Source organism: Euzebyales bacterium (assembly GCA_035461305.1).
Lineage (GTDB): Bacteria > Actinomycetota > Nitriliruptoria > Euzebyales > JAHELV01 > JAHELV01.
This window is the reverse complement of sequence record DATHVN010000158.1, coordinates 1-16,377: the sequence shown is the minus strand read 5'-3', so window position 1 is coordinate 16,377 and position 16,377 is coordinate 1. Positions and strand designations below refer to the sequence as shown.

17 protein-coding genes are annotated in these 16,377 nt (G+C 71.2%); 14 read left to right on the top strand and 3 right to left on the bottom strand.

The annotated features are described in order from the left end of the window. Position 1 precedes the first annotated feature (1 nt). From VK923_14885 to VK923_14845, 9 genes are all read left to right on the top strand, one after another. Entirely contained in the window at positions 2–1,393 is a 1,392-nt protein-coding gene (locus VK923_14885; protein ID HSJ45958.1) for a heterodisulfide reductase-related iron-sulfur binding cluster, read from the top strand. Positions 1,394–1,542: 149 nt separating this feature from the next. Beyond that, entirely contained in the window at positions 1,543–2,496 is a 954-nt protein-coding gene (locus VK923_14880) for a CoA ester lyase (protein ID HSJ45957.1), read from the top strand. Between the two features lie 107 nt (positions 2,497–2,603). Further along, entirely contained in the window at positions 2,604–3,728 is a 1,125-nt protein-coding gene (locus VK923_14875) for an NDMA-dependent alcohol dehydrogenase (GenBank protein HSJ45956.1), read from the top strand. A gap of 202 nt (positions 3,729–3,930) precedes the next feature. Next, positions 3,931–4,047, top strand: coding sequence for a mycofactocin precursor MftA (mftA, locus tag VK923_14870; GenBank protein ID HSJ45955.1), 117 nt, complete (start codon positions 3,931–3,933; stop codon positions 4,045–4,047). After that, positions 4,048–4,356 (top strand): mycofactocin biosynthesis chaperone MftB, encoded by a 309-nt coding sequence (gene mftB / locus VK923_14865; GenBank protein HSJ45954.1) that lies wholly within the window; start codon positions 4,048–4,050, stop codon positions 4,354–4,356. After that, positions 4,353–5,561, top strand: coding sequence for a mycofactocin radical SAM maturase (mftC, locus tag VK923_14860; GenBank protein HSJ45953.1), 1,209 nt, complete (start codon positions 4,353–4,355; stop codon positions 5,559–5,561). Before mftB ends, mftC begins: the two co-directional genes overlap by 4 nt. Positions 5,562–5,581: 20 nt before the next feature. Beyond that, on the top strand, positions 5,582–6,328 hold the full coding sequence (gene mftE / locus VK923_14855; protein HSJ45952.1) for a mycofactocin biosynthesis peptidyl-dipeptidase MftE: 747 nt from the start codon (positions 5,582–5,584) through the stop codon (positions 6,326–6,328). Beyond that, the gene (gene mftF, locus VK923_14850; protein ID HSJ45951.1) at positions 6,325–7,791 is read left to right on the top strand and encodes a mycofactocin biosynthesis glycosyltransferase MftF; all 1,467 of its coding nucleotides are present in this window, start codon (positions 6,325–6,327) and stop codon (positions 7,789–7,791) included. Before mftE ends, mftF begins: the two co-directional genes overlap by 4 nt. Positions 7,792–7,863: 72 nt before the next feature. After that, positions 7,864–8,853 carry a Clp protease N-terminal domain-containing protein gene (locus tag VK923_14845; GenBank protein HSJ45950.1) on the top strand — a complete coding sequence of 330 codons (990 nt, stop codon included), beginning with the start codon at positions 7,864–7,866 and terminating at the stop codon, positions 8,851–8,853. Positions 8,854–8,860: 7 nt separating this feature from the next. On the opposite strand, the gene VK923_14840 is transcribed toward VK923_14845, so the two are convergent. After that, the gene (locus tag VK923_14840) at positions 8,861–9,259 is read right to left on the bottom strand and encodes an OsmC family protein (GenBank protein HSJ45949.1); all 399 of its coding nucleotides are present in this window, start codon (positions 9,257–9,259) and stop codon (positions 8,861–8,863) included. A gap of 394 nt (positions 9,260–9,653) precedes the next feature. Continuing rightward, positions 9,654–10,037, bottom strand: a complete 384-nt coding sequence (locus tag VK923_14835; GenBank protein ID HSJ45948.1) for a GNAT family protein — start codon at positions 10,035–10,037, stop codon at positions 9,654–9,656. A gap of 167 nt (positions 10,038–10,204) precedes the next feature. Between VK923_14835 and lysS the strand changes: the two genes are divergently transcribed. Continuing rightward, positions 10,205–11,776, top strand: coding sequence for a lysine--tRNA ligase (lysS, locus tag VK923_14830; GenBank protein ID HSJ45947.1), 1,572 nt, complete (start codon positions 10,205–10,207; stop codon positions 11,774–11,776). Between the two features lie 24 nt (positions 11,777–11,800). Here the strand turns inward: lysS and VK923_14825 are convergent, their stop codons facing one another. Further along, positions 11,801–12,610: a TetR/AcrR family transcriptional regulator gene (locus tag VK923_14825; protein HSJ45946.1), complete on the bottom strand. Its 810-nt coding sequence runs from the start codon at positions 12,608–12,610 to the stop codon at positions 11,801–11,803. 86 nt (positions 12,611–12,696) lie between these two features. Between VK923_14825 and VK923_14820 the strand changes: the two genes are divergently transcribed. The 4 genes from VK923_14820 to VK923_14805 all read left to right on the top strand — a co-directional run. Further along, the gene (locus VK923_14820; GenBank protein ID HSJ45945.1) at positions 12,697–12,822 is read left to right on the top strand and encodes a hypothetical protein; all 126 of its coding nucleotides are present in this window, start codon (positions 12,697–12,699) and stop codon (positions 12,820–12,822) included. A gap of 127 nt (positions 12,823–12,949) precedes the next feature. After that, on the top strand, positions 12,950–13,081 hold the full coding sequence (locus VK923_14815; protein HSJ45944.1) for a hypothetical protein: 132 nt from the start codon (positions 12,950–12,952) through the stop codon (positions 13,079–13,081). Positions 13,082–13,345: 264 nt separating this feature from the next. Then, a complete protein-coding gene (locus VK923_14810) occupies positions 13,346–13,546 on the top strand; it encodes a hypothetical protein (GenBank protein ID HSJ45943.1) in 201 nt (66 codons plus the stop codon). Positions 13,547–13,933: 387 nt separating this feature from the next. Then, a partial coding sequence (locus VK923_14805; protein HSJ45942.1) for an ATP-dependent Clp protease ATP-binding subunit occupies positions 13,934–16,377 on the top strand: 2,444 nt, incomplete at its 3' end.

Below are 16,377 nucleotides of genomic sequence, written 5' to 3'. Positions count from 1 at the left end.
CATGGCCGACGCCCGGGCGGTGCCCGATGAGCACGAGGCCGGGGGTCCGGTCGAGACCGAGGTGGCCCGGCACGGCCGCAGCTCGTTCGACGCGCTGCGGCCTCCGTCCGACGAGCTGCTCGCCGACTGTGTCCACTGCGGCTTCTGCCTGCCGACGTGCCCCACATACGCCTTGTGGGGCGAGGAGATGGACTCGCCGCGCGGGCGAATCTACCTGATGGAGCTGGCGTCGTCAGGCGACATCGCGATCGACGACGTGTTCGTCACGCACATGGACCGCTGCCTGGGGTGCATGGCGTGCGTGACAGCCTGTCCGTCCGGCGTGCAGTACGACAAGCTCATCGAGGCGACGCGACCGCAGATCGAGCGCAACCATCCACGGACCGCCGCCGACCGGTGGTTCCGGCGCCTGGTGTTCGCGCTGTTCCCTTATCCCCGCCGGCTGCGGCTGGCCGCGTTGCTGGGGCTGGCGTACCAGCGGCTGCGGATCGGTGACCTCCTGCGCCGCAGCGGGCTGATGGCGCGTGTGCCGGTACGCCTGCAGGCGCTGGAGGGCCTGCTGCCCGAGGTGTCGATGCGCGACCTGCAGCGGCACATGCCGACCCACGTCGCGCCGCGCGGGCTGCCCGGCGACGTGCGCGCGCCTGCGCCGGTGCGCCGGGTCGGCCTGGTCACCGGGTGCGTGCAGTCGGTGTACTTCGGCGACGTCAACGTGGCGACCGCACGCGTGCTCGCCATGGAGGGCTGCGAGGTCGTCATTCCGTCCGACCAGGGCTGCTGCGGCGCGCTGATGGAACACGCCGGCGAGGAGGAGATGGCGCTGGCCCACGCGCGGCGCATGATCGCGACGATGGAGGGGGCCGACGTCGACACGATCGTGATCAACGCGGCAGGCTGCGGCTCGACGCTCAAGGAGTACGGGCATCTGCTGCGCGACGATCCCGCGTGGGCCGACCGCGCGACAGCGTTCGCGGGGAAGGTGCGCGACATCTCCGAGGTCATCGATGAGCTCGAGCCGCGGGCACCCCGTTACCCGATCCCGGCCAGGGTCGCCTACCACGACGCCTGCCACCTGGCGCACGCGCAGGGCGTGCGGCACCAGCCCCGTTCCGTGCTCGGTGAGATCCCCGAGCTCGAGGTGGTCGAGCTGTCCGAGCCGGACATCTGCTGCGGATCGGCGGGCATCTACAACCTGCTCCAGCCCGAGGCGGCGTCGGACCTGGGCGTGCGCAAGGCGGCGACGGTCGCCGCGGTCGCCCCCGATGCGCTGGTGACCTCGAACCCGGGGTGCCTGCTCCAACTCAAGCGCCACCTCGCGGTCGACCTGCCCCTGCTGCACCCTGTGCAGGTGGTGGACGCGTCCCTGCGCGGCGTCAACCCCATCTCGTCGTAGGGTCAGGCACCGCTCCCGTCCACGGCGTGTCCCCGGGGGGCCTCCACGCCCATCCGCGGCGTGTGCCCGGATCTTCGACACGACCCACCGCGGACGGGGGTGGACGCCCTAAGGTGAGGGCGTCGGAGCGTTGTCGAGGAGGCGGCTTCGTGACGCTGCAACCGTTCCAGAGTGTCGGAAGGGTCCAGGCGCGGCCGGTCCGCTTGCGTCGCTCGGTGCTGGCCGTGCCCGGCTCGGACGCGAAGATGCTCGCCCGAGCGGGCGAGCGCGGCGCCGACGAGATCTTCCTGGACCTCGAGGACGCGGTCGCGCCCGACGCCAAGGAGCGTGCGCGCCACACGGTCGTCGAGGCGCTGTGCACGCACGACTACGGCGATGCCGTGGTCGCCGTCCGGGTCAACGACGCCACCACTCCCCACCAGTACCGCGACATCGTGACCCTGTTCCAGGGCGCCTCGGGGCGCTTCGACTGCCTCATCGTCCCGAAGGTCGACCACCCGGGTCAGCTCTGGTTCGTCGAGCACCTGCTGACCCAGCTCGAGGTGGAGGCGGGCGTCGACGTGCGGCACGGGTGCGAGGTGCAGATCGAGTCGGGGACCGGCGTGGTGCACATGGCCGAGACGGCGCGTGTGACCGACCGCATCGAGAGCCTGACGTTCGGACCGGGGGACTACGCCGCGAGTATCGGCGTGCCACAGCTCGAGATCGGCGCGCCTGAGCCCGGCTACCCCGGGTACCAGTGGGCGGCCGTCGCGTCACAGATCGTGACGGTCGCGCAGTCGGTCGGCGCCGACGCGATCGACGGCCCCTACAGCGACTTTCGCGATGCCGACGGGTTCAGGCAGATGGCGACCCTGGCCAGGCTGTCGGGCATGGACGGCAAGTGGTGCATCCACCCGTCCCAGGTGGAGCTGGCCAACGAGCTGTTCACGCCCACGCCCGAGCAGTTCGCCGACGCCACAGAGCTGCTCGCCGCCTACCACGAGCACTCGGCCGCCGGTCGCGGGGCCGGCCTGCACCACGGTCGGATGATAGACGAGGCCAGCCGCAAGATGGCGGAGAAGCTCGTGGCGCGGGGACGCGCGGCCGGTCTCGAAGCCTGACGACGGAGCGTTATCACACGATCACCAGATCGATCTTGACCGTTTGGTCAGGCATGCCTAGCGTCGGTGGCACCGCTCACCACGCCACCCCACCGAAAGGCATGCCCGTGAAGACCAGAGCCGCCGTCCTGCGCGAACTCAACAGCCCGTGGAGCGTCGAGGAGATCGAGCTCGACCCGCCGAAGGACTACGAGGTCCTCGTCAAGCTCAGCGCCTCGGGCCTGTGCCACTCCGACGAGCACGTGGTGACGGGCGACCTCGCCGGCCTCTGTGCGCCACCACCGATGGTCGGTGGCCACGAGGGCGCCGGCGTGGTGCAGGAGGTCGGAGAGGCGGTCGACTGGCTGGCGCCGGGCGACCACGTCGTGTTCGGATTCGTACCCGCGTGTGGACGGTGTCCCTCATGCGCGGTCGGCCGGTCGAACCTGTGTGACAACCTCGCGAACTACCCGATGGGGACGCAGGTCGCCGACGCCACCTACCGCCACCACACAAGCGACGGGCTGGACCTGGGCCTCATGTGCCTGCTGGGCACCTTCGCCGAGCACACCGTGGTCCACGAGTCGAGCTGCATCAAGATCGATCCCGACTGGCCGCTGGACAAGATCTGCCTGCTGGGTTGCGGCGTCGTGACCGGCTGGGGCTCGGCCGTCTACACCGGGCGCGTGCAGCCGGGCGACTACGTCGCGGTCGTCGGCGTGGGCGGCATCGGCTCCAACGCTGTCCAGGGCGCCCGCATGGCCGGGGCACGCGCGATCGCCGCGATCGACCCGGTGGCGTTCAAGCGCGACAAGGCCAAGGTGTTCGGTGCGACCCACACGTTCGCGTCGCTGGACGACGCCGCGGAGGCGCTCGACGACGTCACCTGGGGGCGGGGCTACGACGCGGTCGTCATGACGATGGGTGTCGGTGACGGCGCGTCGCTCGGCAAGGCGTTCGGGCTCGGCGGCAAGCGGGCGCGGATCGTGGTGACGAACCTGCACCCCACGACCGAAGCGTCGGTCGACATCCCCGCGATCATGCTGACGATGTACGAGAAGCAGGTGCTGGGCAGCCTCTTCGGCTCCGCGAACATCCGCAAGGACATCCCCAGGTTGTTCGAGCTGTACCTGCAGGGCCAGCTGAACTTGGACGACCTGGTGACCCGCACCTACACGCTCGACCAGATCAACGAGGGGTACGACGCGATGCGCCGCGGCGAGAACCTCCGCGGGATCATCCTCTTCGACTGATCCAGGCCGGGCGGCGCGCTGGATCGCGAGATTCGGCGATCCGGCGAACCGCCGGAAACGCGGCCCGGCGGAGCATACGGCGGGGCGCGGGTCTTGCGCGCCGCCCCGCATGTCTGGTCAGGTATGGCACGCCCGATCCGGCGACGAGCGATCCGCCGCGCCGGCCACGCCGACCGAACATGCTGAGCCGAAAGGACACCCCATGGAGGAGCGCACGCAGGAGGTCACCGAGCGCACAGACGACGTCGCGGTGGACGACATCGCCGAGGACCTGCTCGTCGAGGAGGTGTCGATCGACGGGATGTGCGGCGTCTACTAGATGCTCGCCGACCAGGCCTGGCGCCTGAGCGGGTCGGTGTCGCTGCGACCCGAGCAGTTCGGAGCGCTCGCCTACGACTTCGCCACCAGGAAACTCAGCTTCCTCAAGAGCCCGCAGTTGGTTGACGTCGTCCGCCGCCTCGAGTCGTCGCCGACCGTCGGGCAGGCGCTGACGGACGCCGGCGTCGAAGGGTCCCGGCGGGCGGCCTTCCTCCGCGCACTCGAGTCGCTGGCGGCAAGCGGCATGCTGTGCCGCCCGGAGGGGACGGGTGACGACACGGACGGTCCAGCGGGAGGGCGGGAGACATGACCGCGATCGCACCACACGCGTGCACGGGCCCGCTCGTCGACCACTTCGAGCACGGCCTCGACGCGCCGATCTGCCTGACGTGGGAGCTGACCTATGCGTGCAACCTGGCGTGCGTCCACTGCCTGAGCTCGTCCGGTCGCCGCGATCCCGACGAGCTGTCGACCGCCGAGTGCATGCGTCTGATCGACGAGTTCCAACGCATGCAGATCTTCTACGTCAACATCGGAGGTGGCGAGCCGACGGTGCGCGGCGACTTCTGGGAGCTGCTCGACCACGCGGTCGAGCGCCACGTCGGTGTGAAGTTCTCGACGAACGGGTTCACGATGGACGCCGAGCGGGCGCACCGGCTGGCGACGACCGACTACGTCGACGTGCAGGTCTCCCTGGACGGGGCGACCGCCGAGGTCAACGACCCGATCCGTGGTGCAGGGACCTACGACGCCGCGCTGCGCGCGATGGCGAACCTGCAGGCCGCGGGGATGCGCGACTTCAAGATGTCAGTCGTGTGCACTCGCCACAACATCGGCCAGCTCGACGACTTCAAGGCGATCGCCGACCGCTACGGGGCCCAGCTGCGGCTGACCCGCCTGCGGCCGTCTGGCCGGGGCGCGGGCGTGTGGGACGAGCTGCACCCGCTGCCCGAGCAGCAGCGTGAGCTGTACGACTGGCTCCTCGCGCACCGCGACGACGTGCTCACGGGTGACTCGTTCTTCCACCTGTCGGCCTACGGCGAGGCGCTCCCCGGGCTCAACCTGTGCGGTGCGGGGCGGGTCGTGTGCCTGGTCGATCCGGTCGGTGACGTTTACGCCTGCCCGTTCGCGATCCACGACCGCTTCCGCGCCGGCAACGTCCGCGATGACGGCGGTTTCGACTCCGTGTGGAAGACCTCGCCGCTCTTCCTCGACCTGCGACGGCCACAGACCGGCGGGGCGTGCACGCGCTGCTCCGCCTACGACGCCTGCCGCGGTGGGTGCATGGCAGCCAAGTTCTTCACGGGCCTGACGCTGGACGGACCCGATCCTGAGTGCGTCAAGGGCAACGGCGAGCGGGGGCTGTCCGCGGTCGACCGCGCGACGCTGCCGACGGCGTCGCAGGATCACTCCCACCACGGGCCGGTGCGCAACCAGCCAGTCATGGTGCCGCTCACGCGCCGCCCCGCCAACAGGGCGTGCGACGAGAGCCCGCTCGGCGGGCTGTGGCGCTAGGCGGCAACGAGGTGCCGACCGTGCCGGCCGCCACGTCCGGCGACCTGGGCGTGCGGCACTGGCCGCAGCTCGACGCCGCCCGCCCGCTCCTGCTGGTCCCGGTGGGCGCCACCGAGCAGCACGGACCCCACCTGCCGCTGGCGACCGACACGATGGTCGCCGAGGCGGTGGCGCGGGCGACGTGTGACCGCCTCCGTGGCGCCGGTGTGGCGGTGACGGTCGCACCGGCCGTCGCGTACGGGGCCAGCGGTGAGCACGAGGCGTTTCCCGGCACCGTGTCGGTCGGACACGACGCCCTGCGGGTGCTGCTGGTCGAGTACGGCCGCTCGGCGTGCCGCTGGGCCGGCGGTGTCGTGTTCGTCAGCGGGCACGGTGGCAACGTCGCGAGCCTGATCGAGGCGGTCGAGCGGTTGCGGTACGAGGAGCGCCCCGTCGCGTGGACCGCGTGCGCGCCGACGGACGGTGACGCCCACGCCGGGCGCACCGAGACCTCGCTGCTGCTCCACCTGGCGCCCGAGACCGTCGCCCTCGACCGTTCGGAGCCCGGGTCGACCGCGCCATTCGCCGACCTGCTGCCCGCGCTGCGCCGGGACGGAGTGCGGGCGGTGTCGGCCAATGGCGTGCTCGGGGATCCCGCCGGCGCGTCGACCGCGGAGGGCGCGCGCCTGTTCGACGCGCTGGTCGACGGCGTGAGCGCCGCCGTCGACCGGCTTGTTGCCGACTGGGGCCTGGGTCCGACGGGTGCCGGGGACGGCGACCTTCCGTGACGTCGCTGCCGGACGACCGGCTGCCGACGGGCTTCGTCGTCCGGCTGGGGCCCACGGTCCGCGTGCGCGACGGCGGCCGCACCCTGATCGGCGGTGACATGGGTGGCGTGCTGTACCTCACGCCGCTGGCGGCCGGGCTCGTTGGCGACGACGGTATGGTCACGGTGCGCGACGGCGCGACGGCCGCGCTGTGCCGGTTGCTGCTCGACCGCGGGTTCGGCGCGCCGTGGTGGCCCGGCGACGCCGGCCGGGACGACGGCGTCGACGACGTGACCGTCGTGGTCCCCGTGCGCGATCGACCGCGGCAGCTCGCACGCCTGCTGTCCCACCTGCTCTCCGACGTGCGGGTGGTCGTCGTCGACGACGGGTCGCGCGACCGGGCAGCGTGCGCCCGCGTCGCCAGCCGCGCGGGCGCCACCGTGATGACGCATGCGGTGAGCCGGGGCCCGGCGGCCGCGCGCAACACCGGGCTGGCGGCGGCCGCCACCCCACTGGTCGCGTTCGTCGACTCCGACGTCGTGCCGATGGCCGGCTGGCTGGCGGGCCTGCGCCGCCACTTCGCCGACCCCGCGGTCGCGCTGGTCGGGCCGCGGGTCCTCGGGCTGCCGCCCGGCGACGGCGACAGCTGGATCGTCCGGTACGAGGCGGTCGGGTCCTCCCTGGACCTCGGCCGCGCACCCGCGGGGGTGCGGCCCCATGCGCTCGTGAGCTACCTGCCCGCCGCGTGCCTGATGGCGAGGACGACGGCGCTGGGCGACGGCTTCGATCCCGGCATGCGGGTCGCCGAGGACGTTGATCTGGTCTGGCGACTCGTCGACGACGGGTGGCGGGTGCGGTACGCGCCGGACGTGGTGGTCCGCCACGAGCACCGCACGACGGCGACGGCGTGGCTGGAGCGCAAGGCGTTCTACGGCACGGGCGCCAGCCTGCTCGCGCAGCGGCACGGCACCGCTGTCGCGCCGATGGTCCTGACATCGTGGACTGCGCTGTTCTGTGCCGCCCTGGTGGCGCAGCGGCGCTGGTCGGTGCCGATGGCCGCAGCCGTGTTCGGCGTCCTCGTCGGACGGATCCGCGCGCGCCTGGGTCACAGCGGCGACCCGCTGCGCACGGCCGTGCTGCTCGCCGCGCTCGGCGTCAACGCCGCCCTGCGCCAGACCGCTGCTGCACTGGTCCGCCACTACTGGCCCGCCGCGGCGCTGGCCGCGCTGCGCTGGCCACGGGCGCGGCGGGCGCTGGTGGTCGCGGCGGCGGCGGACGCGATCCTGGACCACCGCGCGAGGGCCCCCGACCTCGACCCGCTGCGCTACCTGCTCGCCCGCCGCCTCGACGACCTGGCCTACGGTGCGGGCCTGTGGGCGGGGGCGGCACGCGCGGGCTCGATCCGCGCGTTGCTGCCCGCCGTCCGCGGTCTCGGGCCTGCGCGGCGCGTCGGTGCCGCCCGCGCCGCGTCGCCTGCCCGCTGAGGACCCCGCGCAAGGGGTTGTGCGCTGTGCGCTCCCAGCGTGACAATGAACCCGACCTGCGAGAGGCGAGCAATGTTGGAGCGGTTCACGGACGAGGCCCGCCGGGTGGTCGTGATCGCGCAGGAGGAGGCCCGCGGGCTCGATCACGCGCAGATCGGCACCGAGCACCTCCTGCTCGGCCTGGTGCACGAGGAGGGGTCGGAGGTAACCCGCGTCCTTGTCGAGCTCGGCGTGGACGTGCGTGCCCTGGAGCACGCCGTCCACGCCGTCGTCGGGCGGGGCGTCGACCCGTCCCCGTCCCACCTGCCGTTCACGCGGCAGGCCAAGGAGTCGCTCGAGCTCGCGCTGCGCGAGTCGCTGCAGCTCGGGGACAAGGAGATCCGGCCGACCCACATCCTGTGCGGGCTGCTGCGTGAGGGCGATGGCGTCGCCGTCACCGTGCTCACCCGTCAGGGCGTCGACCTCGACGAGGTGCGCACGATCGTCAAGCGACCGCCCGAGCGCGCCATGTCGTCGCCCCGGCCACGGCGCGGGCTCCGTCGCTGGTTCCGCTGGGAGGACGACGAGCCGCCCGCACAGGTGCCGCTGCTCGTCGAACGGCTCGACGACCCCGCATGGGACGCAGTCATCGCCGCACGGCGCGTCGCGCGGGTGCATGGCGTGGCGGCCGTCGACGCGCACCAGTTGCTGATCGGCATCGCGGCGACCAAGGGGCCGGGTGCCGACGCGCTGCGAGCCCTCGGCCAGGACGCACGCTCGCTGTCCGACGTCGACGTCGTCGGGGAGGCGCGCCCGGACGACAGCAGCCCTGCCGCCCTGCCGTTCAGCGAGGCCGTCCGCACCGCGCTCCGCTGGGCGGGCGACGAGGCCGAGCGGCGCGGCGACGACGCGGCCGGCACCGCGCACCTCCTGCTCGGGCTGCTGATCCGCATCGACGGCGTGGACGAGCAGGCGGCGTACGTGCTCGACGCCGTCGGCGTCTCGCACGACGATCTGCGCGACGAGACCGCACGCCAGCTCGACCGGACCGGTCCTCGACCGTCGACCACGGACGGTCCGTAGGCTGCTGCTACGCGTCGAGCTGGATGTCCATCTCCGCCCCGCGCTGCAGCGTGTTCGACACCGCGCAGCCGTTGCGGGCGATGTCGATGAGCTTGCGCTTGGTGTGCTCGTCACCGTCGATGTCGAGGGAGACCGACATGGTCACGCGCTCGAAGCGGTGGGGCGTGTCGGCGGTCTCGCCGGAGATCGTGAGTTCGAGGCCGCGAACGTCGATGCCGCGCGCTTCGGCCGCGGCGATCAGCGTGCTCTTGAAGCACCCGCCCCAGCCCAGCAGCATCAGGTGGCCGCCGTTGAAGCCGAGCCCCGTGCCGCCGGTCGCTTCCGGACGGTCCAGAGGCAGTACCTGCCCCTGCTCCTGCCGTCCGATCGAGACGTGCCCGTCAAGCGATCGCACCCACACGTTCATCGTCGCCATCCGCCGTGCCCCCAGTCCTTCTGTCGTTGCCGTGGTGTCCGCACCCTACCGGGCACCGTATGTCGCCGATCGGCCTACGATGCCAAGACAGCATCACCATCTCCGTTGGATGTGGGACGTATCGGTAGTTATCCACAGACAATGACATTGGCTGACTACCGCATGTATCGAAATGATGTTCGACGTATCCAGTCACACCCCACACCATGAGAGGCTCGGTCGTGGACTCAGCGTCACCTGATGCGGTGGTGGGCCAGGCCGTGAGCGCTTCCGGGATCAGGGCATAGACGTCGACGGTGGCCCTGGAGGTCAATCGGGTGGTCATGAACCGCACGCACTTGTCGGCGACCCTGACCGACGCCGCGTTGTCGGGCCGCCCCGCTGATCAGCCGTCGACGCCGAGCTCGGCGACGGCCGTCGGGGCGACGGTATGTGCCGCCTCGGGCGCATAGCCGCGGCCCACATGTCGCGGGCGATCAGCCAGCCGATCTCCGGTCCCGGCCATCCCTCGGGGGTGCCACGGTCCGACCCGGCCGACGAACGCACGGCTGGCGCGCTCCTCGACGGCGTACTGCCCGTGGCCGCGCAGGGTCCAGTGGCCCAGGAACGGCGCCATCAACCGCCGGAGCGTCGCGGTCGGTCGGCTCACCGTCGCCAACGTGCCGCGCCAGGGGATCGGCCTGGATCGTGGCGAACGCATCCAGATCGTCGTGGCGGAACTGGCGTAGCACAGCCGATCGGTCCCGAGCTCGAACGACATCGTCGCCATCGTGGCGCCCTCCGTCGTGCCGACGGTCGGACCGGCCGCCGCCCATCCAGGCGACGTCGCTGGGTACCCTTGGACGACCGCGCGGCGTGTGCCGTGTCGGACGACGATCATGCACGCGACCGACCCCCACCTCCACCGGCGTCGGTCTGGCGGGCACCGGAGCAGTGATGACCAGCAACGACGACGGTGGCAGCCGGCTCGACGCGCTGAGAGACGAGCGGCGCGCCAAGCTGCGCGCGCTGCGCGACGCGGGTCAGGACCCTTATCCGGTCGCCGTCGACACCGACATGGGTCTCGCCGATGTCATGGAGCGGTGGGACGGCCAGATCGCGGCGGGGGAGGGGTCCGGCCAGCACGTCGCCGTCGCCGGTCGTCTGATCGCCCGCCGTGGTCACGGCCGGCTCGTGTTCCTGGTCCTCGCCGAGGACGACGCGGAGCTGCAGGTGATGTGCCAGCTGGCGGTCCTGGGCGACGAGGCGATGGCGCGCGTGGGCGACCTCGACGTCGGCGACTGGGTCGCGGCCCACGGTGAGGTCGTGCGGTCTCGACGGGGTGAGCTGTCAGTCATGGCCGACCGGGTGCGGTTGATCAGCAAGTCGCTGCGCCCGATGCCTGACAAGTGGCACGGCCTGCGCGACGTCGAGACCCGGTACCGTCAGCGCCACGTCGACCTGGCGGTCAACGCCGACGCCCGGCGGGTCTTCGCAATCCGCAGCAAGACGATCGCGGCCCTGCGCAACGAACTGCTCGATCGCGGCTACGTCGAGGTCGAGACGCCGATGCTGCACACCCTGCCCGGCGGTGCCGCCGCCAGGCCGTTCGTGACCCACCACAACGCACTCGACATCGACCTGTACCTGCGCATCGCGCCCGAGCTCTACCTCAAGCGCCTCGTCGCCGGGGGCCTGCCCCGCGTGTTCGAGATCGGCCGCGTGTTCCGGAACGAGGGGCTGTCCACACGCCACAACCCCGAGTTCACGATGCTCGAGAGCTACGAGGCCTACGCCGACTACCACGACATCATGGAGCTGACCCAGGCGCTGCTCCAGCGGGCGGCGCTCGACGTGCTCGGCACCACGACCCTGAGCTACGACGGCCGCAAGCTCGAGCTCGGCGGGCCGTGGCCACGCCGCACGGTGCTCGACCTCGTGCGTGACGTGACAGGACGACCCGACCTCGACTACGACCTGCCCCTCGACGACGTCCGCGCCGTCGCCGAGGCGCACGGCGTCGGCGTCGACGAGTCGTGGGGCACCGGCCGGGTCATCGAGGAGCTGCGCGACCGCCTCGCCGAGCCGGCCATCTGGGAGCCGACCTTCGTCATCGACTACCCCGTCGAGGTGTCGCCGCTCGCCCGTCGCCACCGCGACGACCCACGCGTGGCCGAGCGGTTCGAGCTGATCATCGCCGGTAGCGAGGCTGCCAACGCGTTCAGCGAGCTCGTCGACCCCGACGAGCAGCGCGCCCGGTTCGAGGCACAGGCAAGGGCGCGTGCGGCCGGTGACGAGGAGGCGATGCCGGTCGACGAGGACTACCTGCGCGCGATGGAGTTCGGGATGCCGCCGATGGGCGGGCTCGGCATCGGCGTCGACCGCCTGGTCATGCTGCTGGCCGATGTGTCGAAGATCCGTGACGTGATCCTGTTCCCGACACTGCGGCCGGAGTTCCACACCGGGACGGCGCACGTGGTCGAGGAGAACGACACAGCGTCCGGCACCGGCCTGGTCGATCCGGAGTGACCCTGGCCTGACCGGCGCACACCGTCAGGCCGGAACCCCACCGCGCCGGGCGATGTGCGCGGCAATGCCGTCGAGCATGCGCGCGAGCCCGTACTCGAACGCGTCGAGCGCGACCACGACCAGGTAGGGGATCGGGTCGTCGGTGTCGCGGTCGGCGTGGTCGAACGCCTGGGCGCGCTGCAGCTTCGTGGCGGTGGGGTGCCGTTCGGGCCAGTCGGGGTCCATGACCTCCTCGAGCAACGGCGCGTGCGCGTTCCACCAGTCGTCGTCGGACAGGCCGGTCGCTTGCTGCGCAGTGCGGGCCTCGTGGATGGCCTGCGCGGCACCGCGGATGAAGCTCGTCACGGCTGCGACGGCGCGGGTCATCTCGACGCCGTCGAGGCCCAGCCCGTCGAACACCGCCAGCTGCGCCTCGTAGGCGTCGAGCGTGTGCGGGCCCAGGGGTGTGCGTCCGCCTGCGACGTCGAGCGACCACGGATGGCGCTCCAGGAGGTGCCACTGGTCCCGCGCGAACGCCTCCGCGGCCTGGCGCCACCCGCCGGAGCGGTCGTAGGCGGTGGGCAGCTCTGCGTGGATCGCGTCGAGCATCAGGTCGAGCAGCTCGGGCTTGCCGGGGACGTAGGTGTACAGCGACATGGTGCTGCGGCCGAGGCGTTCCGCGATCCGCCGCATCGTCAGGCGCGCCAGGCCCTCCTCGTCGGCGACCGCGATCGCGGCGCGGACCACGTCGGCCGGTGTCAGCTCGGCGGCGGGCCCCCGCGCGGCGGGTGGCGTGCGCCCCCACAGCAGCTCCATCGTCCGGCGCGGGTCGCCGCGTCCGGCAAACTCTGGCATTGGTCGTGGGCTCCCGTCGGCGCGCAATCGCGCTCGGCAACAACTTCGTATAGTGTACGGTGTTTCTCAGCGGCGGAGGTGAGCAGATGACCATGACCGTGCCCGACGTGGGGGCGCCCATGCGTGAGCACATCGAGGTGCGTGGTGCCCGCGAGCACAACCTGCGCGGGATCGACCTCGACATCCCCCGGAGCCGAAGTACACCTGGTTGACGAAGCGGCGGCTGACCGTGTTCACCGGCGTGTCCGGGTCCGGCAAGTCGTCGCTGGTCTTCGACACGATCGCCGCAGAGTCCCAGCGCTGATCAACGAGACCTGCACCACGTTCCTGCAGTCGTTCATGGCGACGCCGGCCCGGCCCGACGTCGACGAGCTGCGCAACCTGACCGCTGCGATCGTCGTCGACCAGGAGCCGATGGGCGCCAACGCGCTGTCGACCGTGGGCACCGCGACCGACGCCTATGCCATGTGACGCCTGCTCCACAGGATCGGGACGCCGCAGGTGGGTGGCCCGGGCATGTTCTCGTTCAACGAGGCCCAGGGCGTGTGCCCGGACGCGAGAGGTCGACGTCGGGCCGGGCGGCCGCGATCGAGGTCGACGCGCTGTCGACCGCGACCGGACCCTGTGCGAGGGGCCGATCGACTTCCCCAACTTCCAGCCCGACGGCTGGTACTGGCGGATCGTCTGCAACGATGCGGCCGTGCTCGTGCTCGAGAGCTGACCGGCGGGCTGCACATGGCCGACGTGGCCGCGCTCGTCGCGCTGCTCGACCGGCTTTTCGACGACGGCCGCACGGTCATCGTGATCGAGCACGACCTCGATGTGATCGCCCGCGCCGACTGGGTCATCGTCCTCGGTCCCGGTGCGGGCCACGACGGCGGCCGCGTCGTGTTCACCGGGCCGCCCGCCCAGCTGGTGGGCGCCGCGGAGTCGTGACGGGACGCCACCTGGGGCGCCCACGTCAGGGTGGTGACGCGCTGAACGCTACGACCACCGACCCGTACGACGGGCACGCGTAGGGCCACCCGCTCGTGACTTTCAGATGACGCTCGGCACACCGGCGGCTAGCGTTGGCCTGCGTCCGTGCGACCCGGTGATCCGGTTGCCGCACGCCGGACGAAAGCGCGTGTGATCCACGCCGACAGGAGCACCCCGTGCCAGCCACAGCCCGTCCCACGGTGTCGTTACGACAGCCGACCCCGCGCGCGTCAAGAGGGCCGGTGCTACGATTCGACGAGAGCACCCGGCCAGGGGGCAAGCATGTTTGAACGGTTCACAGACCGGGCTCGGAGGGTTGTCGTCCTCGCGCAGGAAGAGGCGAGGATGCTCAACCACAACTACATCGGTACCGAGCACATCCTGCTGGGGCTCATCCACGAGGGCGAGGGCGTCGCCGCCAAGGCGCTCGAGTCGCTGGGCATCTCGCTCGAGGGCGTTCGCGACCAGGTCGAGGAGATCATCGGCCAGGGCCAGACGGCTCCTGCCGGTCACATCCCGTTCACTCCGCGCGCCAAGAAGGTGCTCGAGCTGTCGCTGCGCGAGGCGCTGCAGCTCGGCCACAACTACATCGGCACCGAGCACATCCTGCTCGGGCTGATCCGCGAGGGCGAGGGCGTCGCCGCCCAGGTCCTGCAGAAGCTCGGCGCGGATCTCAATCGCGTCCGCCAGCAGGTCATCCAGCTGCTGAGCGGCTACGCCGGCGGCGAGTCGGGCTCCGGCCAGACCAAGGCCGGCGTGTCGGGCGGCTCCGAGGAGGCCAAGGGCTCGGCGGTGCTCGACCAGTTCGGCCGTAACCTCACGCAGCTGGCCCGCGAGGGCAAGCTCGACCCCGTGATCGGTCGCACACGCGAGATCGAGCGGGTCATGCAGGTGCTGTCGCGCCGGACCAAGAACAACCCGGTGCTGATCGGCGAGCCCGGCGTCGGCAAGACGGCCATCGTCGAGGGCCTCGCCCAGATGATCTGCTCCGGCAACATCCCCGAGACCCTCCGCGACAAGCAGCTGTACACCCTTGACCTGGGCGCGCTGGTGGCGGGCAGCCGCTACCGCGGGGACTTCGAAGAGCGCCTCAAGAAAGTGCTCAAGGAGATCACGACCCGCGGCGACATCATCCTGTTCATCGACGAGCTGCACACCCTGGTGGGGGCCGGCGCCGCTGAGGGCGCGATCGACGCGGCGAGCATCCTCAAGCCGATGCTCGCCCGCGGCGAGCTGCAGACCATCGGTGCGACCACCATCGAGGAGTACCGCAAGCACCTCGAGAAGGACGCCGCGCTCGAGCGGCGCTTCCAGCCGATCCGCGTCGAGGAGCCGTCGGTCGCGCACACGATCGAGATCCTCAAGGGCCTGCGCGACCGCTACGAGGCGCACCACCGCGTCACGATCACCGACAACGCGCTGGTCGCCGCGGGCAACCTGGCGGACCGCTACATCTCCGACCGGTTCCTGCCCGACAAGGCGATCGACCTGATCGACGAGGCGGGCTCGCGCCTGCGGATCCGCCGCCTGACGGCGCCACCGGACCTGCAGGACCTCGAGGACGAGGCCGCGGCCGTCCGCAAGCTCAAGGAGTCGGCGATCGACGAGCAGGACTTCGAGAAGGCCGCGCAGCTGCGCGACCAGGAGAAGAAGCTGCTGGACCGTCGTGCCGCGCGCGAGCGCGAGTGGAAGTCCGACGGCATGGACACCGTGCTCACCCTCGACGAGGAGGACATTGCCGAGGTCCTCAGCAACTGGACGGGCATCCCGGTCTTCAAGCTGACCGAGGAGGAGACGCAGAAGCTGCTGCGGATGGAGACGGAGCTCCACAAGCGGGTCATCGGCCAGGACGAGGCGATCCAGGCCGTGTCGAAGTCGATCCGCCGGACGCGCTCGGGCCTGAAGGACCCGAAGCGGCCGAGTGGTTCGTTCATCTTCCTGGGACCCTCGGGCGTCGGCAAGACGGAGCTGGCCAAGACGCTGGCAGAGTTCCTGTTCGGCGACGAGGACGCGCTGATCCACCTCGACATGTCGGAGTACATGGAGAAGCACACGGTCAGCCGCCTGATCGGCTCGCCGCCCGGCTACGTCGGCTACGACGAGGGCGGGCAGCTCACCGAGCAGGTGCGCCGCAAGCCGTTCTCGGTCGTGCTGTTCGACGAGGTGGAGAAGGCCCACCCGGACGTGTTCAACACCCTGCTGCAGATCCTCGAGGACGGCCGCCTCACCGACGCGCAGGGCCGGACGGTCGACTTCAAGAACACGATCCTGATCATGACGTCCAACCTCGGCACCCGGAACCTGACCGCGCCCAGCGTCGGGTTCGTGCAGGCCGACGACGACTCGATGTACGAGAAGATGAAGCGGCAGGTCGACGACGAGCTGAAGAAGCACTTCCGCCCGGAGTTCCTCAACCGCATCGACGACGTCATCGTCTTCCACCCCCTCACGCGGGAGGAGGTGAAGGAGATCGTGGACCTGATGATCCAGCGCGTGAAGCGCCAGCTGGCCGCCAAGGGCCTCGACCTCGAGCTCACCGACTCCCTCAAGGGGTGGCTGGCCGAGAAGGGCTACGACCCGCAGCTCGGTGCCCGGCCGCTGCGCCGGACCATCCAGCGCGAGCTGGAGGACAAGCTGTCCGAGCGGATCCTGTTCGGCGACTTCGACACCGGCCAGCTCATCGTGGCGGACGTGGACGAGGAGGCCGACGAGGTCACCTTCCGCGCCGTCGAGGCCGTCTCGGCCCCCGACGCCCCGCCGATGGAGCTCGCCGGCGGAGACACCGGCGA